Source organism: Bacillus sp. PK3_68, assembly GCF_003600835.1.
Classification (GTDB): domain Bacteria; phylum Bacillota; class Bacilli; order Bacillales; family Domibacillaceae; genus Pseudobacillus.
Genome location: NZ_NQYC01000001.1, coordinates 231113 through 251865, shown reverse-complemented (window position 1 = coordinate 251865; position 20753 = coordinate 231113). Strand labels below are relative to the sequence as shown.

Here is a 20753-nt window from a genome sequence, read left to right as displayed (position 1 = left end):
ATTTGGTTAGCTTTTTGAGCATCCGTGATCCCCTTCGCTACAGCTTCTTCTATTTTATAAAAGTTGCGATCAATTTCTGCTGTCTTTTCAGCGGCCTTCTGAATAACAGGGAGCTTTTTTGAATAAGTAAAATTTCATTACCGACTTCTCGTAATTTAGGAAGACGTTCTTCTATTCTTAATATACTGCTTCCTAATTGTTTGATTTTAGGTAGTTGTTTCTCTAGCTCTACGACTTTTTGGCTTTTTTCTCTTATTTCCGGCATTTTCTTGTCCAATTCCCGTACCCTGTCCCCCATTTCTCTAATGGCAGGCAATTGCTTTTCCAAAGCAAAAATTTTACTTTCTATATTCCTGATGGTCGGCAGCTCTCTTTCAAGCTCAATACCCGCTTTGTTAAATTCTGTTAAAATAGCTTGGTCAACGGCGTTAGTAAAGTGTTCACTCACCTGCCCGACCACACCAGTCGCTCCTTTTTCAGTAATTTTCGGGGCAACGGCATTCAGCTTTTCATTTACCTTATAAACAATCTCTGCCCGTTTAGGATTTTCCGATAAAACGCTAATCATTTTTTCGGAGAAGTCTGCGGGAATCAATAAGCTGGCATAGTACTCGCCATGCTTAACGCCCCGTTCAGCTTCTTCCTGATTGACAAATGTCCATCCTAATTTTTTGTTCTTCTTTAAGTTATCGATTAACTCTTCTCCTATATTTAGTTCTCTACCTCTCACTTCTCCTCCCTTATCAAGACTGGTCACGGCTATTTTTATCCCAGATGTATCTTTATAAGGATCCCACATCGCTTTTATATTCACCCAAGCATAAACAGAAGGCAAAATCATAATAGCTATGGTGAGCAAAATCCCAGTGGGAACACTGAAAATTCTTTTCCAATCCATTTGATAAATTTGAAAAACCTTTTTCACTTTTTACTCACCCGGCTTTTATCAATTGTTTTATTCTTATTTATTTTGGTTATAAATATTAAATTTATCCTTCAGTCTTTTTGACTCTTTGGGAACGGATCATTTGTTTAAGAAGTTGGACAAAAGAGAAATTTTTTGGAGCTGTCTTGTTCACTCATCAACGGTTGGCAGTTCGAAAAGGACCTAGATTCACATGTTTCTTTGCTTGCATTCAAACTGCGCTCTAAACATAAAAAAGCTAACAGATCTCGGTCTGTTAGCTTTTTTATGTTTAGAGGTTATTCCCAGAAGAGAGGGATTATTTAATGCTCTCCAGTGCTTGTTTAACAGTCGCAAACGCTTCAACCCTGTACAGATCCATCCCTGAATGAACGACCGTTTGGGCTAATTTAGGACGCAGTCCCGTCGTAATAACATGCAAGCCCATTAAACGTAGAGTTTCTTCTATTCTCCGGAAATACTCTGCCACTTGTGCATCAATCGTTAAAATCCCTGAAAAGTCGAAGATAACATGTTCTACCTCTAAGTCAGCTATTTTCGGGATCACATTATCCATTATGTAACTTGCCCGGTAATCATCAATGTCTCCAATTAGAGGAAGAACCACAATTCCTTCCTTCACAGGAACAATAGGCGCTGATAATTCAGCTAGCTCTTTTTGTGTTTCTTCTCTAAATTGTTCGGAGAGACGTTCAAAAGCGAAAAACGTTTCGTTTAAACTGATATCTAACATATTGTTGATTCGTTTAATAATAAAAGCATTGTCTTTTACAGAGAGCTCAAGCTCGATGCTGATCCGCGTCAATAAGTCATTAAAAACATCTCTAGTCGCCGGATAACGCACAACTATTTCCAGGATACCTTGACCAGCGGAGACCTGCATGGCTGCGTTTTTTTTGCTCCATTCAATTAATGCATCCGGTACTGAATCGTTCTCTTCACAAAAGAGGGATTCACTAAAAAACTTTAAAAGCTCAATATACATGTTGATTGCTTGCTCTCTTTCCCAAGAAGGGATTTCTAATTGCATTCTATTAATAACAGCCTCGACTACTTCATGAGATAAAGCTTCTACATGGCTACTGATATATTTAGAAAAATTCACAAGGGAATTCATCGTCATTCCTTCCACCCTTTCTCCTCATCCATTGACTAATACTCATTTATACTAACGATAGTGCTATAAATCGGAATCACTTCTTGTTGATATTTGTTAATAAATAGCTTTTTATATTAAAATTTGATTTTTCCCCTAAAGCATCAATCTTTCACTTATCATTTCGTAAGAAGAAATTTTTCTATGCTATATTATTTGTCCAATAGGTATTTAGCGCCTTCCTTTCATTCTAAGCAATGGAAGTTCGCTCCAATTAGAGTAATTTGTCCTCCTCGTTCCAATTTAACATAAAAACCTCCGCAAGTTAACGTTGGACTGACCCCATAAAGTGAGACAAATAAAAAACACCTTTAAGTTGAAAACGAGTATGGGATACTCGAAAATAACTTGGAGGTGTTTTTCTATGGGGACAAGAGTCAGTTATCCAGCGGAAGTAAAAATGAAGGCTGTAAAAATGAGATTAGCTGGGGTGCCGGTCAAAGAAGTCTTAAAGGAATTAAACATTCGAAATAAGACACAGCTTAAAACATGGATGAAATGGTACAAAGCAGGCGAGTTTCATCGATTTGAACAGCCAGTGGGCAAGCAGTATTCCTTCGGAAAAGGGGCTGAGTATGAAAGTGAAACAGAGAAACTGAAGGAAGAAAATCGGTATTTGAAACAGCAGATTGAAGTACTAAAAAAGTACAAAGAATTGGAGAGGAAGTGGTCCCAGAAACAGCTGTAGAATTAGTAAAAGAACTCCAAACCAGCATGCCCGTCAGGGAAATATGCCGGCATCTCGGCATTGCTAGATCCACTTATTATCGCTGGAAGAGCAGGAGCCGGAAAGAAACAGCCAGGCAGATCGTTGAACGAAAAATCGGCACGTTGTGCCGGGACCTTAAGTTTCGATATGGTTATCGTAAAATCACGGCCTTATTAAAACGAGAGATGTCGATTAACCATAAAGCGGTACAGCGTGTAATGCAGAAGTATGGCTGGCAGTGCCGGGTAAAAGTGAAGAAACGCAAACGAACAGGACAGCCCTGTCATATTTCCGATAACCTGTTAAAAGGAGATTTCCAGGCAAATCAGCCTCTTCAAAAGCTCGTCACAGATATTACATACTTGCCTTTTGGCCAGAAACAGCTGTATCTTTCAAGTATTCAGGATTTATTTAACGGCGAAATCATTGCCTATTCTTTAGGAAGCTGCCAGAATACAGATTTTGTGCTACATACGCTGGCCCAGCTGCCACCCCTCCCAGAGGGATGCATTCTGCACAGCGATCAGGGATCTGTGTACACATCTTATGCTTATCAGCAGGCAGTCAAAGAAAAAGGCATTACCATGAGTATGTCCCGGAAAGGGACACCCTCTGATAATGCCTCCATCGAATCGTTTCATTCCTCGCTAAAGTCTGAAACGTTCTATCTCGACGAGTTGACAAGCACTACGACGGCTATCGTAGAGCAAACTGTCGAAAGCTATATTCACTATTATAACCATATCCGTATTCAAGCGAAACTAAACAACCAGCCACCGGTCAAGTATCGGCAGCTGGCTGCTTAAAGGTGTTTTGATCCCTGTCTCAAAAATAGGGGTCAGTCCCACGTTCCTTGCGGAGGTTTTTATGTTAATGACCAAATGATGAAAAGTAAGAGTACATACCGATTCCTCCTACTCAAAAATCTGAACAATATAGGAGGCCAGTTGTGATAATTCCCTCTTCCTTAATGCTACCTTGTCTATCCGATCTTACACCACAAGCATTTCACGAATCATTTTGCCGTCAAATTTTACATGTTGGCCCTTTATTTTGCCGACTAAAATTGGATAAGTGAGGCTGGATAACATGACAACAACACAGCAAGACGAAGATGAATAAATAAAAAAGATCCCCTCTCTGCTATTATAGAAGGGATCGTTCCCCAAAAATCTCCTAAACGTTTATTAAGAGGTTTCTCTAGATTTCTCCAAAGGAAGCTGAAGCGTTTCGCCCTTCAGCTTGCGTTCTTTTTGGGCTACATAAAATACTATATATATCCATACAAGAACAATGGCCGCATAAATTACATGATGAATCGTAGGATCGATGGTCGTATAGCTAAGTATGGACCGCACGTTTGTAAATATCAACATGCCACTTACAATGACGGCCAATATTTTTGTCGGAAGACTTTTTACGATCCAGGCAGCAATCGGTGCTGCAACCACCCCACCTAGCATGATCGCTCCTGCCCAAAGCCAATTGACTTTGCTGGGGCCAAGCGAAATCATGAATCCGATCGTGGCAGAAGCGGCTACTGCAAATTCACTGACACTGACAGTTCCAATGACTTTTCTGGCTTCTATTCCTTTTCGCGAAAGCAAAGCTGGTGTGGCAATCGGCCCCCACCCGCCTCCTCCGCTCGCATCGAAGAAGCCAGCCACAAAGCCAAGAGGCAAATAAAATTTATTCGTCAGTTGTTTATGCTCTTGTTTACGCGCATCTTTTAAAAACAAGAAGCGTGCCAGAATGTATAACCCCAATGCAAATAAAAAGATGGACACATATAGCCGGACATAATCGCCTGTTAAATGACTTAAAAATGTCGCTCCTGAAAATGCGCCAATCGATCCGGGGATAATGAGACGCTTTGCCATCTGTTTATCAACGTTTCCAAACCGCATATGTGAGACTCCTGAAGCTGCAGTCGTCACAACTTCTGCCATATGAACAGAAGCAGAGGCTATTGCTGGCGCGATACCCGCAGTCATTAAAAGTGTGGTAGATGTAAGGCCGTACCCCATTCCGAGCGACCCATCTACAAGCTGAGCAGCGAGACCAACAAGCGCTAGTATGACAAATCGTTCCATATTTCTCCCCCCAAATCAGTGCCTTACATGAGCAAATGGCCGGATTTCATGTAAAAACGTTTCTCTTCTTTTAATATCTTTATAAAAAATAGGATCAGCCGCTATTTTCAGCAAATGGCGGCGCACTTTGCGGTCTGGCTCTACTTTCTTCACAATTTGCCTAACTTCATATAAAAAATCGAGATAGTCTTCATACGATTCATCATATGTTTCTTCAAGCTGATTTCTGATCTGCTTAGCGAGAGTTGGGCTGGCTCCTCCCGTGGACACACTAAGGACGAGGCGCCCCCGCTGCAGAGAAGCAGGAATCGTGCTGTTGCCAAGATCGGGCTGTTCGGCATGAACGACAAGCTTGCCAGCCGCTTTTGCTTTTCTGGCTACTCTATCATTCACTTCTTTGGAATTCGTCACCGCAATTACTAGAAAGGCATCATCGTAATCTTCCTCTTCCGCCAGTTTTTGCAGGGTCGTCACCAATCCCTCCTCAGCCAATTTTTCTATCTCTGGATGAATAGACGGGCTGACCACATGCACATGAAGGCCAAAACGCAATAAATTCTTTATTTTATGCAGGGCTACTTCCCCGCCGCCAACAACAACAATTTTTTCATCCGCTAAATCAACCATGATGGGAAACATAGGCATACCCTCCTGTTGGATCTGCTTCTTGAATACGATCTTTTATAATTTGACTAATAAATGGATGGTAGCCAAGGCACCTTGTTAATATAACGAAGCTCTTCGAGTTTAAAGAGCGAATTTCTTTTTCTAATGTTTTGGATAAAATGCCTGTAAATAATAGATAAGGAAGGACCCATAGTTGAGTAGGCTTCTGTTCATTAAGCCGGATTAATTCTTCCTGAAACGAAGGAGCAGCGGCGGCTAAATATCCAATATTCACATCCATTAACTTGGTTTTATAGCGAAACAGGTCGCGGATTGCAGCAAAATCCGCTGTCGTTTGCGGATCACTGCTTCCTCGGCCAACAATCAATATAGAGGCATTAGGCAAAATTGGATGTCCGGTTTCTTTCATTCTTTCCACCAAAATGTCAACCATTGCTTCATGTACACCAAGTGGCTGAGCATAATGAAAGGTTACTGAAGGAAAGCTGAATTTTACTTTTTCCAGTTCTAACGGGATGTCTTTCTTGGCATGGCCCGCAGCAAGCAGCAGAAACGGAAAAACAATAATTTCGGTTGCTCCCTGAGCTACACAGTGGGCAATCCCTTGCTCAATCGTTGGTTCCGCCAGCTCAAGAAAACATGCCTCCTGAATAGGAACATCTATAAACGGCTTTGTCCGTTCAATAAAAGCCAACGCTTCCTCTCGGCCTTTTCTCACTCGGCTGCCGTGACAAACGTAAAGAACAGCTTTCATTGGCTGGCACCTGCTGTCATTACAGCGTCCGTTTCCCACTCACTGAACCACTGTAATCTCTCACGAAGACGCACAACCTCTCCGATGACAATCATGCTGGGATTAGTCATTCCCTCAGCTCTTGCTATATCAGCAATTGTTTCAAGTGTTCCTGTCACTGTTCTCTGCTCTTTCGTGGTACCCCAATGGATTAAAGCGGCTGGTGTTTGTGGCGACTTACCATGTGAAATTAACTTTTCCTGTATATAAGGCAGGTTCTTTACCCCCATGTAAATCGCGAGTGTGTCAATCCCATTGGCAAGCGCAGACCATTTCAGTTCCTCTTTTTCCCCTTCGCGTCGATGACCAGTTACAATGGCAAAAGAAGCGCTATGCTCCCTATGAGTAACAGGAATGCCCGCATAAGCAGGAGCGGCAATTCCTGAGGTAATCCCAGGGATCACTTCAAACAGTACACCCTGCTCGGTAAGAAAGGCTGCTTCTTCGCCGCCACGGCCAAAAACAAATGGGTCGCCGCCTTTTAGCCTTACGACGTTTTTGCCGCTCTTGGCGTGTTTGACGAGCAAATAGTTGATCGTTTCTTGCTGTAAATGATGGTGGTCCGGAAGCTTCCCACAAAAAATTAATTCAGCATCAGGCTTTGCATACTCCAGAAGTTCCGGGCTGATTAGCCGGTCGTAAAGAATCACTTCTGCTTCTTTAATGGCCTTTAAGCCTTTCACTGTAATTAAGTCTGGATCACCGGGCCCTGCTCCTACTAACCACACTTTTGCCATAATGGCCACCTCCGCTTTAATTCTTTAGAGCGCAGCAGGAAGCCGGTCTGCTGCTTTTATCTATTCATCTTTCAATCCAACGTTTTCCTTTAATAAAGCTAACTAACTGATCCACACATTCATCGACTGAATAGCGGTTTGTCTCCAGAACCAGCTCCGGCATGTCGGGTGCTTCATATGGAGAAGAGATGCCTGTAAACTCCGGAATCTGTCCATTGCGAGCCTTTTGGTAAAGTCCTTTTGGATCACGTGCCTCACACTCTTCCAACGGGCAGCTGACGTATACTTCGATAAACTCATCCGTACCAAGCAGACGGCGAACGGTTTCCCGATCTTCCTGAAAAGGAGAGATAAATGCTGTAAATACGATTTGGCCGCTGTCAACAAACAATTTGGCTACTTCACCAATGCGACGGATATTCTCTTTACGGTCTTCATCAGAAAATCCTAAATCTTTATTTAATCCATGACGGATGTTATCTCCATCAAGTACATACGTATTCACACCAAGCTCGTGCAGTCTTTTGGCTGCCGCGTTGGCAACCGTAGACTTTCCTGAACCGGAAAGACCGGTAAACCAGAAGACGGCACTGTGATGTTTATTTCTCATTCTCTGATCATGTTTGGTTAATGCCTGCTCGTGCCAAACAATATTTGTGCTCATTTATACTCCTCCTGTTAAACAGTTTCTTTCTCACGCAGTCCACGGATTAACACTTCGATGACTTCTTTTCGGCTAAATGTGGATGGCGGCACTTCGCCGGCACGCAGCATTTCCCGCACCTTTGTACCAGATAAGATCACATGATGTTCTTTATCATGCGGACATGTTTTGGCTGAGGCCATGCTTTCACACTTTTTGCAGTAAAAGCTGTGTTCAAAAAAGAGCAGCGTAATTCCGATTTCCTCGGCTGAAAATTGGCTGAAAATCTTTTGTGCATCATACGTTCCATAGTAATCGCCGACTCCGGCATGATCGCGACCGACGATGAAGTGGGTGCAGCCGTAGTTTTTGCGCACGAGGGCATGAAAGACAGCTTCTCTTGGGCCGGCATAGCGCATAGCAGCGGGGAAAACAGCAAGTTTTACCCGATCTTGCGGATAATAATCCTTCAATAAAACCTGATAGCTTTCCATTCGTACATCCGCCGGAATGTCATCCGATTTCGTTTCCCCGACAAGCGGATTTAATAAAAGACCATCAACGATTTCAAGCGCAGTTTTCTGAATGTATTCATGGGCACGGTGGACAGGATTTCTCGTTTGAAAGCCAACGATGCGTTCCCAGCCTTTTTCTTTAAAAATCGCTCTCGTTTCAACAGGATCAAAATAAAATTCGCTAAACTGTTTTCGTTCAATCCGGCGAATTAACGTAATGGGCCCACCAATATATACAGATCCCCGTTCCAACAGTTTTTTCACTCCTGGATGAGCTGTATCAGTTGTCTTGTATACTTCTTGAGCCTCATGCTGCTGATCCGGCCGGAAAATCTCTTCAATGGTCAGCACTCCATATGGAACGCCGTTATGAACAAGCAGTACAGTCTCTTCTTCCTGAAGAGAAGCAGCCGTTTCCTCTGTGACAGGAAGAGTAATCGGCAAGCTCCAAACCGTTCCGTCTGCTAGACGAAGGCTAGAAACAACAGAATCATAATCTTTTTTTGTCAAAAACCCGATTAACGGGCTATATGCTCCTGTACCAATCAACTCCAAATCACTCAGAGCTGTTTGATCTAATTCAATCTCTTTATAAATGTTGGAAATGTCTAAATCAGGATGAAATAATTGAACTAACTTTCCGCCATGCGGCACGCTTTGAGTCATTGCGTATACCTCCCAAATTAATTAAACTTATAAAAATACTATGAATTAAGAGTAAAAAAATTAGCTTGTATGCAAGCCACATTCTGTTTTTCCAGTACCTGACCATCGTCCGGCACGCATATCCTCCAAGGAATACGCTGGTTTTGTGCAAGTCTCACATCCAATGCTTGGATATCCCTGATCATGAAGCCGGTTATAAGCAAGCTCATGTTTTGTTACATACCGCCAGACATCTTTCCATGTCCAATGAATTAAAGGACATACTTTTATCTTTTTAAATTTGTGGTCTTGATTTAAGAAATTCGTATGTTTTCTCGTTTCCGACTGTTCTCTTCTCAGCCCTGAAATCCAGGCAATAGAAGGTGCCAGCGCCTTAGAAAGCGGAGCGATCTTCCGGATATTACAGCATTGGTTAGGGTTTGAACTCCAGAGGTCCGCCCCATACTGGGCAGCTTGTTCTTCAATCGTCAATTCAGGCTGCTGAAGATGAATGCGAAGAGCGGGATAATTTTTCTTTACCTCATCGATGACCTCATAAGTTTCTTTAAAATGATAGCCGGTATCTAAAAAGACAATTTCGGCATCCGGTTTTACTTTTGAAATTAAGTCAATAAGGACAATGCCTTCAATTCCGAAGCTGCACGCATATACAAGCTTTTCCCCATACTGCTCATATGCCCATTGAAGGGTTTCAAGCGCTCCTTTTGTTGCACTTTCTGCTGGAAACAGCGGCAATTCTGTTTCGTTCCACTGTTCATATTTAATCACTTTTAAACACCTACTTTACAGATAGGATTTTATGAATATAGATAATCTTATCAGAAAATTTTCTAAAGTCAAACCTTATTTTTAAGAAATTTACTTTTTCTCATGAATGTCAACGAGGCGATGTTTATTTTTGTCAGACGAAGGAATAGTAAAAGAAGAAAGCATTGCAAAAGGAGATGGAATGATGGAACAGCTAAAAAAAGAAATTCTTGATGTATTGAAAGAAAATCAAACTGGTACGCTTGCCACAGTAAAAAACAACAAACCTCACACTCGTTACATGACATTTTATAATGATGATTTGACCCTTTATACCCCGACAGGGAAAGACACATATAAAGTTGAAGAGATTGAACAAAATCCAAATGTTCACATTTTGATCGGTTATTCCGGAGAAGGAATGGGCGATGCATTTCTTGAAATTGAAGGCACCGCTAAGATAGATGATTCAGCCGAAACTAAAAAGCGACTTTGGAACGAAGAGATTTCTCAATGGTTTAACGGGCCAGACGATCCTGAATACATTGTCCTTGCCATTACTCCAAATACGATTCGTTACATGAATAAAGGAAAAGATACTCCTCAAGTATTAGAATTGTAACAATATCGGCACCTTCCATGCGAGAAGGTGCTTCAGCTTGTTGAAAAGCAATGAACAGTTCATTGCCTGCCTCATAGGGAAAACTACCCTCCTCCCTTCCCTCATTCAACCCAGGAAAAGATTTGTCTGCGTTTTCCGCCTAAAAATCCGCCTTGATTAGATTAGGTAGATAAGCAAATGGGTATACTACAGAAAAGTCTGTTTATTTACCATCTTTGAAAGGAGGAATTTGATGACTCACAGACGAGTTTGTACAGAATGCAATGGTCTAGGTAGAGTTCCTCTTGTCAGAGGATTCCTCGTCAGCAAAATATGCAAGCATTGTCATGGTGTTGGAAACCACTTGGCTTTTCGCTTTCAGGACCCTTTTCTTGGCAGCGAGTTTGGCCAAGAATTTACTTATAAATAAAGAGAGGTTATCCGCGTGAAAGAACAGGATATCATTTTATATGAGGAGAAAAGATATCAGATTTTACGGATTGATCCGGCTGGATATTGTGACATTATGCGACTTTCCCCTCCACACCAGGTAGAGCTGACTCACATTAAACATTTAAAGCACTGCCCTATTATTTCTCAATCCTAAGAACCAGACAGAAGAACAACTCTGCAGGTTCTTTTTTTTGTTTGCATTCTCCCGTTGAGAAGGACTCTCCCTTTTCCCTCTATAAGATGGTATAATCGATACGATTATGAATAAATGGAGGAAGAATACTATTGATTACTGTACAGGATGTCAGCTTACGCTTCGGCGATAAGAAGTTATTTGAAGACATTAACATTAAATTTACCCCGGGGAATTGCTACGGGTTAATCGGTGCAAATGGAGCCGGCAAATCCACTTTCCTAAAAGTTTTATCCGGTGACCTTGAGTCCCAAACTGGACATGTTTCCATGACTCCTGGCGCACGTATGGCTGTGCTGAAACAGAACCACTTCGAATATGAGGAAGAGGAAGTCTTAAAAACGGTCATTATGGGCCATGCCCGCTTATATGAAGTGATGCAAGAGAAGGATGCCATTTACATGAAAGCCGATTTTACAGATGAAGACGGGATGAAAGCGGCCGAACTCGAAGGAGAATTCGCTGAACTAAATGGGTGGGAAGCGGAGTCTGAAGCAGCTATCCTATTAAAAGGGCTCGGCGTTCCAGAAGACCTTCATACGAAAAAAATGGCTGAATTAACCGGATCTGAAAAAGTGAAGGTATTGCTTGCACAAGCCCTCTTTGGCAAACCGGATGTCCTGCTTCTTGACGAACCGACCAACCACTTGGATATTCAGGCAATTCAATGGTTGGAAGAATTCTTAATTAACTTTGAAAACACAGTTATCGTTGTTTCACATGACCGGCACTTCTTAAATAAAGTATGTACACATATTGCTGACTTGGATTTCGGTAAAATCCAACTTTATGTCGGAAACTACGACTTCTGGTATGAGTCCAGCCAACTGGCTGCAAAAATGGCCCAGGATGCGAATAAAAAGAAAGAAGAAAAGATCAAAGAACTTCAGGCATTTATTGCCCGTTTTAGCGCCAATGCATCAAAATCTAAACAGGCCACTTCCCGGAAAAAATTGCTTGATAAGATTACACTTGATGATATCCAGCCTTCCTCCCGTAAATATCCGTACGTTCATTTTAAGCCGGAACGTGAAATTGGTAATGACTTGTTGCGTGTCGAAGGTTTAACAAAAACAATCGACGGTGTAAAAGTGCTTGATAATATCAGTTTTATTATGAATAAAGATGATAAAATTGCCCTTGTCGGTACAAATGAATTAGCGAAAACGACCTTATTTAAAATTTTAGCTGGCGAAATGGAGCCGGACAGCGGAACATATAAATGGGGAGTAACAACGAGCCAGTCGTATTTTCCGAAGGACAACAGCAAGTACTTCGATGAATCTAATTTAACACTTGTTGAATGGCTTCGTCAGTTTTCACCTGAAGATGAAAGCGAAAGCTTCTTACGCGGATTCTTAGGCCGCATGCTCTTCTCCGGAGAAGAAGCATTGAAAAAAGCCAGCGTATTGTCAGGTGGAGAAAAAGTCCGCTGCATGCTGTCGAAAATGATGTTGTCTGGCGCTAACGTGCTGCTTCTTGACGAGCCGACCAACCATTTAGATCTTGAATCCATCACTGCTCTAAACAATGGATTAACAAGCTTTAAAGGATCAATGATCTTTGCCTCTCATGACCATCAGTTTATTCAGACGATCGCTAACCGAGTGATGGATCTCACACCGAGCGGCTTGATCGACAAGCAAATGACTTATGACGAGTACTTAGAAAATACAGACTTGCAAAAGCAAGTAAAGGAAATGTATCAAGTTTCTTAATTTCAAACAAAAAGCCGGAAGCTCCCCGCTTCCGGCTTTTTGTTATTCAATAGGTACTCTAACTTTTTTATTATTCACCCATTTCTCTGTGAAGCTTGATAATAGAATCCCTGCCTCGTAGAGCAAAATAAGTGGAATGAGAACGATGAGCTGAGAAAGAAAATCAGGCGGTGTAATCAAAGCAGACAGCACAGCCAAAAGAAGTATCGCATACTTTCTCGCCTTTTTTAACTTTAATGGTGTAACCAACTGAACTGCCGTTAAAAACATGAGCAAAAGCGGCACTTCAAATAAGATGCCCATCGGTACAGTTGTCATAGTCAAAAAGTGAAAGTACTCTTTAGCGGTCACCATCATTTCAAAGTTTTTTGCTCCAAGTCCCATTAGAAAGCGATACACCGTTGGGAATATAACATAAAAGCCAAATGCAATACCTGCCACGAAGCTCCCTAAAACCGCTGGAAGAAACAATAGAGCCATTTTGCTCTCCTGCTTTGTTAGAGCCGGACGCGAAAAAATCCAGAATTGGAAAGCAATAAAAGGGGCTGATAAGCCCAATGCCAAGATTAAGCCGATTCCAGCATAAAGCCTAATCACTTCCAACGGCCCAAGCATAATTAATTCATGTTCATGAGACAAAAAAGGAATGATCCTATGCATGACTAACAGCAGGCCAGCGAAGACAAACAGTACACAACCGACAGAGTTTAAAACAACCTTCCTTAAATCGGTTAAATGCTCGACCAGTGTTTGCTCTTGTTCTGATACAGTCAGAGAAGCTTTTTCAGAGGTTTTCAGTTCTCCCATCCTCTTCCCCTCCTGTTATGCTTTTGGGATTTGATCATCCTTCTTGCTTTTCTCATTATCTTCTTCCATTAATTTATTGGCTCCGCGTTTAAACTCTGATAGCGTCTGTCCAAAAGCAGAACCGATTTCTGGCAATTTCTTAGGGCCGAAAATAATAAGTGTGATAACTAAGATAATAATCAGCCCCGGTATACCGATATTAGCAATACCCATCGTTTTCTCTCCTTTTATACAAGACTGCCGCCTTGTTTGCTATATTTCATCATTCCTTCTGCTGCACGATAGGCTAAAGCTCCCACTGTTCCGGTAGGATTGTAGCCACTGTTATGCGGAAAAGCAGAAGAACCAATAACAAATACATTTTCGGCGTCCCACATTTGCAAATAGGTGTTCACTGCTGATGTAGCCGGATCAGCCCCCATAATGACCCCTCCGGTATTATGGGTCGTTTGATAAGGGACAATATTATACTTTTCAGCAGACTTCACCGTAATAACATGATCAGCCCCCATTTCTTTCATGATCTCGCTGCTTCTCTCTCCGACAAACTTAAATAAATTTTTATCCTGTTCGGTGAAATCATAAGTTAACCTTAAAAGCGGTTCACCATAGGCATCTTTATAGGTCGGATCAAGATCCATGTAATTGCGGCGAAATGGCATTGAGGCTCCTTGAGCACCGATATTTAACACGCGATTATAATAGTGAATCGACTTTTCCTTGAACTCTTTCCCCCATGTTGGTGTATCTGGCGGAACAGGATTATTCTGAATCGGGCGCAAACCTGTCTGGGTAATAGAGACACTCCCTCCATGAATAAAGTTCAGATCAGAGTGGTCAAAGTTATCTCCGTTATAATCATCAATGGTTGCTCCGAGTGCTCCTGCCCCATAAATGTATTAAATCGCTCCTTTTCAAAAAAACCGACAGATCCTGGCAGTATTTGATAACAATAGTTCTTGCCAATGACACCCGTTCCGGTGTTCGGATCGTATGGTTTGCCTAGCTTGGAAGTCAGCAGCAGCTTTGCATTGTTCATCACATAACTTGTTACAGCTATCATCTCAGCCGGCTGCTCAAACTCTTCTCCTGTTAATACATCTACGTAACGGACCCCTGTTGCTTTTTTGCCGTCATGTAAGATCCGAGTTACGTTTGACTGGGTGCGAAGCTCAAAATTGCCGGTCTTTTCTGCTGTAGGGATAACCGTTACATTCGGGCTTGTTTTTGCTCCATATTCACAGCCAAATCGTTCACAAAATCCGCAATATTGGCAAGCGTTTATCTGTTCGCCATCAGGGTTTTTATAAGGCTCGCTCAAATTAGCTGACGGCATATGATAAGGATGAAGCCCCAACCTTTTAGAAGCTTCTTTAAATCGTTTGGTAATCACAGTTTCTTTCATAGGCGGAGTTGGGTAAGCGTTGGACCGTTGACCGCCAAGCGGATTTTTTTCTCCACTTACACCGATTGTTTTTTCAAATTTATCAAAATAAGGCTCCAGCTGATCATAGGTAATGCCCCAGTCCTGTATGAGATAATCCGCTCCGATTTTATTCTTGCCGTATTTTTTCTCAGTCAATGTTCGGATCTCAAAATCATAAGGCAAAAACCGGAAATTTTGTCCATTCCAGTGGACCCCAGCTCCCCCAAGTCCTTCCCCGATTAAAAAAGAACCGAGCTGTCGCATAGGAAGTGCGCGTTCCTTCGGGGCATTTCGGAAAGTAATCGTTTCTTTTGAAGTATCCTGCATAAGTTCATAGCGGATAGCATAACGATATTCATCATGAATCATTAAGAAATCTTTTGTCGAGCGCGAAGCTCCTCGTTCCAGTCCTACTACCTTGAGTCCCTGTTTGGCAAGCTCAGCAGCAACAATGCCTCCTGTCCAGCCAACGCCAATGGTTACTACGTCTACTTTAGGCAATTTCTTTGCCATTGAGAATCCCCCTTTTATTGGTGAAATGCGTGCAAGCTCTGCGGCTTGATTTTCTTAAATTCTTTTGCTTCAATCTGTGAAAGATAGCTTGCCTGGTGGCCAGGAAAGTTTTTCATTTTCCAGCCTTCCATATTGGCATTGCCTCCGTATACTGGGTCCGAATAAGCTCCTTCAAGGACAGCTGACCGAAGAAGGCTGAAGAAAGTAGCCGAATCCGTTCCTTTTAATTTCACTTTTCCTTGTTCAAATTGTGAAAGAATGGCATCTTGTTGTTCCCCATCCAATTCGTCAAACTTTTTTTTGTAGTTGGTTTGACTCAATTCTTTCATCATACGGATTCCTTCGTTAAATATTTGATTGCGCTTTAACGGAGACTGGTAACCTTGCGTTTCTGTTCCTGGAAAAAAAGGCCCCTGCATATATTCCCTCGTGTTGTTCCCATAATTTCCTGCGAGTTGATGGTCGATATAGTAAGGCACCCCTAACCCAATAGCTCCCGGGCCATTTTTATCCTCTGGGAAGATTCTCTCGGTCGCCGCACTCAATACTTGAAAGTCTTCTCGATCGGTAAAATAAATAAGCGCTCGATTGCTATTCTGCTGTTCATTGCCCGATTGATTATGGCCAGCTTGATGTTCATTCTCTGTCTTCTCCTGCTGATCTACATTTGCACCGATCAACGCTCCAATCAAGCCTCCGCCAATTGCGGCTCCTCCTGCGATCAGTCCTGAATTTCTAATAAACCGTCTTCTCGTCATGGTCATTTGTTCATCTTTATCTGCCATTTTCATCTTCCTTTCAATTATGCAAATAAGAACATGCTATCGCCTTAATGTCCCATGATTTCCAAATTTTTTAATGAATAAACAGATAATGAACACATAAATAGGAAAAAGTATGAAATATATGAAAAAATTTGTGGTTTATGGTTAGTTATTAGAGGTAAACGACTAGAAGACAACGAGAGTTTTTCACAAAGGAGGGTGTATGTTTACATTTCACGATATGATCACCTTCGCTTGGGCGTTTTTCATTACACTCCCGCTTACGTTGATTATTCATACAGGCGGGCATGTATTTTTCGCCTGGCTGTTTGGCAGCTCTGCAAAATTGACAGTCGGGAGAGGGAAGGTGATTTTTTCATTAAAAAGAGTAGAAGTGCGGAAGTTTTACTTTGTCGATGCGGCCTGTTATTACGGGAAATTAAAAAAGGAGAAGCGTTGGAAGCATGCACTAATTTATGCAGGCGGACCACTCTTCAACGCATTATCTATCATACCGATTAATGGCCTCATTCATCTGGGGTACTTGCCAAAGCACCTATTTTTTTATCAGTTCGTCTATTTCTCCCTGTATCTTATTTTTTTCTCGGTTATTCCGATTGATTATGGAGAAGAAAATCCAAGTGACGGCAAAGCGATTTATGATGCCTTAAAACATGGGAAAGTATATAAAGAATTTTACTAAAAAACAGCCTGCGATTGTATAAATCGCAGGCTGTTTTTTAGTTTCTATGCTGATAATAAAGCTCTGGCAATGCCAATGAAATACTCTGACTCACGAATAATATGATTTAACACGGTTACAGCGACAGGATTATCCTGAACCGCTTTGCTATTCTCTTTAATCTGCTGGCAAAGCGCAATAAAGTCTAGGCTTTGCTTTAAACAAAATTCAGTGAGCATCATCACTTCCTGGTGAAGAGCAGCAGGGATATAATTTCCAGAGCGGGACACCGCTTCAATAAATTGAACAACCTTTTGGTGTGTAGTCGCCAGAGCATTTTCCCATTCCTTTAATGCGTCCACATACTTTTTTTCAAGGTTAGGCAGGATTTCTCTAATAACAACTGTATGCTCTTCTTCCTGATGCTTCCAAAACTCAGCTTCATCTAAGATTCGGAGCGGCATTTGCGGTCCGTAGTAAAATTGCATTCTTTTCCCCCCTGTTATTTCTCTCATAACAGCATATGAGGGAAAGACAAGCATTATGTTTCCTTAAGCGTTTTTCACTTCTTGATTATGGATATAGTAACAGTGACCATAAATGGAGGAGGAGAAGAAGATTTGGAAAATAAATTTATCCCTGCAACTTCTGTCAACAGCGGCCGAGTGGTAGCTATTCAGCCGGATATTCATATGTATACTGTACAAATTGTTAATCTTTTCTTTGTAGGTGTAAAAAATGACTGGGTGCTCGTTGATGCAGGTATGCCTCGTTCTGCTGATGACGTCCTTGAGCAAACAGAGAAATTATTTGGCGAGGGAGCCAAACCAAAAGCAATTGTTTTAACCCATGGCCATTTCGATCATGTTGGTGCGTTGGAAGAGCTGGTTCAACGCTGGGATGTGCCTGTATATGCGCATGAAATGGAGCTTCCTTATTTAACAGGGAAAAGAGATTATCCAAAGCCCGATGCAACAGTTGAAGGCGGACTGGTCGCCAAAATGTCACCCATGTTTCCGACAGAAGCGATTAATATCAGTGGGAAGGTCCAGGCATTGCCTACAGATGGAACGGTGCCACCTATGCCAGGCTGGCGCTGGATTCATACGCCAGGACACTCTCCGGGGCATATTTCCCTATTCCGCCCGGCAGACCGCGTGCTCATTGCCGGTGACGCGTTTGTGACAGTCAAACAGGATGCCCTGTATAATGTGCTCACTCAGAAGAAGGAATTCCAGGGCCCGCCGCGCTATTTAACGACGGACTGGACTGCTGCAAAAGCTTCTATTGTTCGGCTAGCAGAACTGCAGCCGTCTATTGCTGTAACGGGGCATGGAGAAGAATCGAACGGAGAGGAACTAAGAGAAGGTCTCGCCTATTTAATTGATCATTTTGAGGAGATTGCTGTTCCTGATTACGGACGCTACGTTGATGATAATAATTAAACAGCCGACTGAATAATTCACCGTTTCTGCCCATACACTAAGCAGACAACTGAGCGAAAGGAGCAGAACGATGAAAAAGAAAAATGAAACAGGACCTGCAGGAAAAACATTTGAATTTAACCATTACCAAAGCGCTGACGAAACAGAAAAAGGCTTTGCTGTTACCCATGAACAAGTAACCGATACGTATACAGAAGGAACGATAGAAGGAAGAATTGATCAACTCGATCAAGCGATAAAAGATTTTCCGAAACAATAAAAAAAGGCCTATTGGGCCTTTTTTTATTGTTTCACTAAGACATCTTTATACTTGCTCTCTTCCTCCATCTTTGCTTTCGCATACGAACAAGTTGGGAGAATCTTTTTATCCTGCTCGCGAGCATACTGAACAGCTTCCTCGATAAGCTCGCTCCCTATCCCTTGTCCACGGAGTTCGTCTGCTACATATGTGTGATTCACTTCAATTTGTCCATCACCCGCAGGCACATAGGACATCTCAGCTAACAACTCTCCGTCTTTCTCAACAAAAAACCGTCCATTTTCATGTTTTACGTGCATAATTGTCCACTCCTCAACAAAGTTATCTATTTATAGATCAAATCGATGAACCGCTGATTCAAGCTGATGGGACAGTTCTGTCAATTGCTGTGCTGACTCGTTCATCCTTCTCATTAATTCCCTTTGTTCCTCTGAGGCAAACACAGCTTGCTGGGTTTGCTCCACGTTATTTTTGGAAACCTGAGCGACATGTTCCATTGAGGCAAGCACTTCTTCTGTTCCAGCCGACATTTCTTCTGTCACTGCTGAGACTTCATGGATATCCTTATTTACTTCTCTTATAGAATCCTTAATTTGCTGAAGCGAATGTTCCACTTTTAAGACCGCCTCTGTGCTCGTCTCTGCTTTCTTTGTGCTGATCTTTGTGTTTTCTATCACTCTGGCTGTCACCAGTTCAAAATTATGCAGCATATCGGAGATCTGGCCGGCAGAGGCTTTTGATTCTTCTGCTAGCTTTCTTACTTCGTCAGCTACTACCGCAAATCCTTTTCCCGCTTCTCCTGCCCTTGCCGCTTCAATAGCGGCATTGAGAGCCAACAAGTTGGTCTGATCCGTAATGGACGTAATTACTTCTACAATTTTTCCTACTTCTTTAAACATCACACCAAGCTCAACTACTTCTTTATTTGTATCTAAAATCGACCGTGCTGCTTCTTCAATTTCAGATACCGCTGCATTTGTCTGTGTGTAGCTTGCTTCCGTCAGCTCTGTCACCCCACTGCTCGCTTCAGCGATTGAGGAAGCTGATTCAGCAATCCGTTGAACACCGACAGCCATTTCTTCTATGGCTTTCACAGCTTCCCTATTGTTTTGCATTTGCCGTTCGCTGCCAAGAGAAATCTCTTGAATGCTTCTGATAATTTCTTCGCTTGATTTCTGGGCGGATTGATTATCTTCTGCTAGCTGTTCAGCCGCCTGCGTTAATGAATCAGATGATGAGCGAATCGAAGTAATCATGGTCGTTAACTGAGAGACTGCCGATTGGAAATTTGAAGTAAACTGTTTAATTTCATCTTTTCGATTTGAATGGATGGCCTCTATCCGTTGGAGAGATTGTCCAATACGTCCTGCAGCCAATTCATCCAAGCCCCTGTTCATGCCGGCCAGCGGTTTCAATGTACGGTTAATAAACATGTAAACAATCGTACAGGACAGCAGGATAATAACTAAAAACAGACCGATGATCAACGGGAGGCTTTTCTTTAAAATTTCTCCTTCAATGCTATCAATTTGTTTAGCTGAAATGTCGAGGCCCAGCATACTGATGATCTCACCATTTTCATTCTTAATTGGTATCATAATTGACATATACTTGCCGTACTGTTCATCATTAATAATGTCTGTGTAGCGTTTTTCCCCTTGAAATACAGCTTCAACATCCTTCATGGGCATCGCTAGCTCTTCACCGATTTTGGTGGAATACTCATCTTCTCGAGACATGCCATCAATGAGCATTTCCGCCTTTCCCTCATTCAATGTGAAAGTATATAAATACATCGCTCCTATATGTTCTCTTATCTGATTTAATTGACGACGGATCTCCCAATAATTTTCGCTTTCTGAAGGCTGCAATAAAAACTCTTCATATTTATCTAGATCTATAAATTTAACAGCGTTCTCAGCAGATTGGATTCCCTGCGCACCAACCGTCTTCTCTGCGGAAGAACTGGTGTTAATATAGGCTAGTACGATCGTAGCAGCAAATATAAAAAGCAAAATCACCAGCATTGTTAAAGTTAACCTTCTTGCTATTGTCATAATCCAGACCTTCCTTTCCACTTTTTCAAAACCTCTAATATATCTTTAGACCTACATAGAACTAGATCTCTCTTCCTGGCATTTTCTATTCAAATATGAATAAATTATTCCAATTAGCATAAATATACTCATTATGTACGATCCTACTTTTAGTCTATATAATGGTAACACTCAATCAAAAACTATTCCAATCCTTTTTGGGCGATGTTTTATCATTCATAACT

General features: G+C 41.9%; 22 protein-coding genes and 1 pseudogene. 7 read left to right on the top strand and 16 right to left on the bottom strand.

Features of this window, described 5'->3' with window-relative positions; all coding sequences use genetic code 11:
* Nucleotides 1-49: 49 nt before the first annotated feature.
* Complete coding sequence (locus CJ483_RS24820; RefSeq protein WP_259455527.1) at nt 50-925, bottom strand: YhgE/Pip domain-containing protein; 876 nt, start codon at nt 923-925, stop codon at nt 50-52.
* Between the two features lie 298 nt (nt 926-1223).
* Complete coding sequence (locus CJ483_RS01190; RefSeq protein WP_259455764.1) at nt 1224-2048, bottom strand: STAS domain-containing protein; 825 nt, start codon at nt 2046-2048, stop codon at nt 1224-1226.
* Between the two features lie 397 nt (nt 2049-2445).
* On the opposite strand from CJ483_RS01190, the gene CJ483_RS01185 reads away from it, so the two are divergent.
* Nucleotides 2446-3596 (top strand): IS3 family transposase gene (locus CJ483_RS01185; RefSeq protein WP_120031181.1). Its coding sequence is split into 2 segments (ribosomal slippage): nt 2446-2719 and nt 2719-3596, totalling 1152 coding nucleotides; the frame shifts between segments, so codons are not numbered across the junction.
* A 381-nt stretch (nt 3597-3977) separates the two neighbouring features.
* On the opposite strand, the gene CJ483_RS01180 is transcribed toward CJ483_RS01185, so the two are convergent.
* The 7 genes from CJ483_RS01180 to CJ483_RS01150 form a co-directional block, all read right to left on the bottom strand.
* Nucleotides 3978-4883, bottom strand: coding sequence for a sulfite exporter TauE/SafE family protein (locus CJ483_RS01180; RefSeq protein ID WP_120031178.1), 906 nt, complete (start codon nt 4881-4883; stop codon nt 3978-3980).
* Between the two features lie 15 nt (nt 4884-4898).
* Complete coding sequence (locus CJ483_RS01175) at nt 4899-5522, bottom strand: NAD(P)-binding protein (protein WP_120031176.1); 624 nt, start codon at nt 5520-5522, stop codon at nt 4899-4901.
* Nucleotides 5503-6264: a sirohydrochlorin chelatase gene (locus CJ483_RS01170; RefSeq protein WP_120031174.1), complete on the bottom strand. Its 762-nt coding sequence runs from the start codon at nt 6262-6264 to the stop codon at nt 5503-5505. Before CJ483_RS01170 ends, CJ483_RS01175 begins: the two co-directional genes overlap by 20 nt.
* Nucleotides 6261-7040: a uroporphyrinogen-III C-methyltransferase gene (cobA, locus tag CJ483_RS01165; protein WP_120031172.1), complete on the bottom strand. Its 780-nt coding sequence runs from the start codon at nt 7038-7040 to the stop codon at nt 6261-6263. The genes CJ483_RS01170 and cobA overlap by 4 nt, the downstream gene beginning before the upstream one ends.
* A 64-nt stretch (nt 7041-7104) precedes the next feature.
* Nucleotides 7105-7704: an adenylyl-sulfate kinase gene (gene cysC / locus CJ483_RS01160; RefSeq protein ID WP_120031170.1), complete on the bottom strand. Its 600-nt coding sequence runs from the start codon at nt 7702-7704 to the stop codon at nt 7105-7107.
* Nucleotides 7705-7718: 14 nt separating this feature from the next.
* Nucleotides 7719-8864 (bottom strand): sulfate adenylyltransferase, encoded by a 1146-nt coding sequence (gene sat, locus CJ483_RS01155; RefSeq protein ID WP_120031168.1) that lies wholly within the window; start codon nt 8862-8864, stop codon nt 7719-7721.
* Nucleotides 8865-8924: 60 nt separating this feature from the next.
* Nucleotides 8925-9632: a phosphoadenylyl-sulfate reductase gene (locus CJ483_RS01150; RefSeq protein WP_120031166.1), complete on the bottom strand. Its 708-nt coding sequence runs from the start codon at nt 9630-9632 to the stop codon at nt 8925-8927.
* A gap of 181 nt (nt 9633-9813) precedes the next feature.
* Here CJ483_RS01150 and CJ483_RS01145 point away from each other — a divergent pair, with 181 nt between their 5' ends.
* The 3 genes from CJ483_RS01145 (at nt 9814) to CJ483_RS01140 (ending at nt 12576) form a co-directional block, all read left to right on the top strand.
* Nucleotides 9814-10233: a pyridoxamine 5'-phosphate oxidase family protein gene (locus tag CJ483_RS01145; protein ID WP_120037727.1), complete on the top strand. Its 420-nt coding sequence runs from the start codon at nt 9814-9816 to the stop codon at nt 10231-10233.
* A 232-nt stretch (nt 10234-10465) separates the two neighbouring features.
* On the top strand, nt 10466-10642 hold the full coding sequence (locus CJ483_RS24280) for a hypothetical protein (protein WP_182916923.1): 177 nt from the start codon (nt 10466-10468) through the stop codon (nt 10640-10642).
* 308 nt (nt 10643-10950) lie between these two features.
* A complete protein-coding gene (locus tag CJ483_RS01140; RefSeq protein WP_120031164.1) occupies nt 10951-12576 on the top strand; it encodes an ABC-F family ATP-binding cassette domain-containing protein in 1626 nt (541 codons plus the stop codon).
* Between the two features lie 42 nt (nt 12577-12618).
* On the opposite strand, the gene tatC is transcribed toward CJ483_RS01140, so the two are convergent.
* The 4 genes and pseudogenes from tatC to CJ483_RS01120 all read right to left on the bottom strand — a co-directional run bounded on the left by tatC (nt 12619) and on the right by CJ483_RS01120 (nt 16107).
* Nucleotides 12619-13383, bottom strand: a complete 765-nt coding sequence (tatC, locus tag CJ483_RS01135; protein WP_120031162.1) for a twin-arginine translocase subunit TatC — start codon at nt 13381-13383, stop codon at nt 12619-12621.
* A gap of 15 nt (nt 13384-13398) precedes the next feature.
* A complete protein-coding gene (gene tatA / locus CJ483_RS01130) occupies nt 13399-13596 on the bottom strand; it encodes a twin-arginine translocase TatA/TatE family subunit (RefSeq protein ID WP_120031160.1) in 198 nt (65 codons plus the stop codon).
* 14 nt (nt 13597-13610) lie between these two features.
* A pseudogene (locus CJ483_RS01125) lies at nt 13611-15322 on the bottom strand (GMC family oxidoreductase).
* A gap of 14 nt (nt 15323-15336) precedes the next feature.
* Nucleotides 15337-16107, bottom strand: a complete 771-nt coding sequence (locus CJ483_RS01120; RefSeq protein ID WP_182916922.1) for a gluconate 2-dehydrogenase subunit 3 family protein — start codon at nt 16105-16107, stop codon at nt 15337-15339.
* Nucleotides 16108-16309: 202 nt separating this feature from the next.
* On the opposite strand from CJ483_RS01120, the gene CJ483_RS01115 reads away from it, so the two are divergent.
* Entirely contained in the window at nt 16310-16789 is a 480-nt protein-coding gene (locus CJ483_RS01115; protein ID WP_120031156.1) for a hypothetical protein, read from the top strand.
* A gap of 44 nt (nt 16790-16833) precedes the next feature.
* Here CJ483_RS01115 and CJ483_RS01110 read toward each other — a convergent pair whose 3' ends face one another.
* Nucleotides 16834-17256: a DUF2935 domain-containing protein gene (locus CJ483_RS01110; RefSeq protein WP_120031154.1), complete on the bottom strand. Its 423-nt coding sequence runs from the start codon at nt 17254-17256 to the stop codon at nt 16834-16836.
* Nucleotides 17257-17343: 87 nt separating this feature from the next.
* Between CJ483_RS01110 and CJ483_RS01105 the strand changes: the two genes are divergently transcribed.
* Entirely contained in the window at nt 17344-18213 is an 870-nt protein-coding gene (locus CJ483_RS01105; RefSeq protein WP_120037725.1) for an MBL fold metallo-hydrolase, read from the top strand.
* Between the two features lie 70 nt (nt 18214-18283).
* Nucleotides 18284-18472, top strand: coding sequence for a YozQ family protein (locus CJ483_RS01100; protein ID WP_120031152.1), 189 nt, complete (start codon nt 18284-18286; stop codon nt 18470-18472).
* Between the two features lie 23 nt (nt 18473-18495).
* Here the strand turns inward: CJ483_RS01100 and CJ483_RS01095 are convergent, their stop codons facing one another.
* Together CJ483_RS01095 and CJ483_RS25600 are read right to left on the bottom strand one after the other, a co-directional pair.
* Nucleotides 18496-18771 carry a GNAT family N-acetyltransferase gene (locus CJ483_RS01095; RefSeq protein ID WP_120031150.1) on the bottom strand — a complete coding sequence of 92 codons (276 nt, stop codon included), beginning with the start codon at nt 18769-18771 and terminating at the stop codon, nt 18496-18498.
* A gap of 30 nt (nt 18772-18801) precedes the next feature.
* Nucleotides 18802-19548 (bottom strand): methyl-accepting chemotaxis protein, encoded by a 747-nt coding sequence (locus CJ483_RS25600; protein WP_481747729.1) that lies wholly within the window; start codon nt 19546-19548, stop codon nt 18802-18804.
* Between the last annotated feature and the right edge of the window lie 1205 nt (nt 19549-20753).

Coding starts and splice junctions, on each gene's coding strand:
- CJ483_RS01190 (WP_259455764.1), bottom strand. CDS start 2,048: ATGACGATGAATTCCCTTGTGAATTTTTCTAAATATATCAGTAGCCAT.
- CJ483_RS24280 (WP_182916923.1), top strand. CDS start 10,466: ATGACTCACAGACGAGTTTGTACAGAATGCAATGGTCTAGGTAGAGTT.
- CJ483_RS01100 (WP_120031152.1), top strand. CDS start 18,284: ATGAAAAAGAAAAATGAAACAGGACCTGCAGGAAAAACATTTGAATTT.
- CJ483_RS01115 (WP_120031156.1), top strand. CDS start 16,310: ATGTTTACATTTCACGATATGATCACCTTCGCTTGGGCGTTTTTCATT.
- CJ483_RS01180 (WP_120031178.1), bottom strand. CDS start 4,883: ATGGAACGATTTGTCATACTAGCGCTTGTTGGTCTCGCTGCTCAGCTT.
- CJ483_RS25600 (WP_481747729.1), bottom strand. CDS start 19,548: ATGGCTGTCGGTGTTCAACGGATTGCTGAATCAGCTTCCTCAATCGCT.
- CJ483_RS01175 (WP_120031176.1), bottom strand. CDS start 5,522: ATGTTTCCCATCATGGTTGATTTAGCGGATGAAAAAATTGTTGTTGTT.
- CJ483_RS01120 (WP_182916922.1), bottom strand. CDS start 16,107: ATGGCAGATAAAGATGAACAAATGACCATGACGAGAAGACGGTTTATT.
- CJ483_RS01095 (WP_120031150.1), bottom strand. CDS start 18,771: ATGCACGTAAAACATGAAAATGGACGGTTTTTTGTTGAGAAAGACGGA.
- tatA (WP_120031160.1), bottom strand. CDS start 13,596: ATGGGTATTGCTAATATCGGTATACCGGGGCTGATTATTATCTTAGTT.
- cysC (WP_120031170.1), bottom strand. CDS start 7,704: ATGAGCACAAATATTGTTTGGCACGAGCAGGCATTAACCAAACATGAT.
- CJ483_RS01110 (WP_120031154.1), bottom strand. CDS start 17,256: ATGCAATTTTACTACGGACCGCAAATGCCGCTCCGAATCTTAGATGAA.
- cobA (WP_120031172.1), bottom strand. CDS start 7,040: ATGGCAAAAGTGTGGTTAGTAGGAGCAGGGCCCGGTGATCCAGACTTA.
- CJ483_RS01170 (WP_120031174.1), bottom strand. CDS start 6,264: ATGAAAGCTGTTCTTTACGTTTGTCACGGCAGCCGAGTGAGAAAAGGC.
- CJ483_RS01105 (WP_120037725.1), top strand. CDS start 17,344: ATGGATATAGTAACAGTGACCATAAATGGAGGAGGAGAAGAAGATTTG.
- CJ483_RS01145 (WP_120037727.1), top strand. CDS start 9,814: ATGATGGAACAGCTAAAAAAAGAAATTCTTGATGTATTGAAAGAAAAT.
- sat (WP_120031168.1), bottom strand. CDS start 8,864: ATGACTCAAAGCGTGCCGCATGGCGGAAAGTTAGTTCAATTATTTCAT.
- tatC (WP_120031162.1), bottom strand. CDS start 13,383: ATGGGAGAACTGAAAACCTCTGAAAAAGCTTCTCTGACTGTATCAGAA.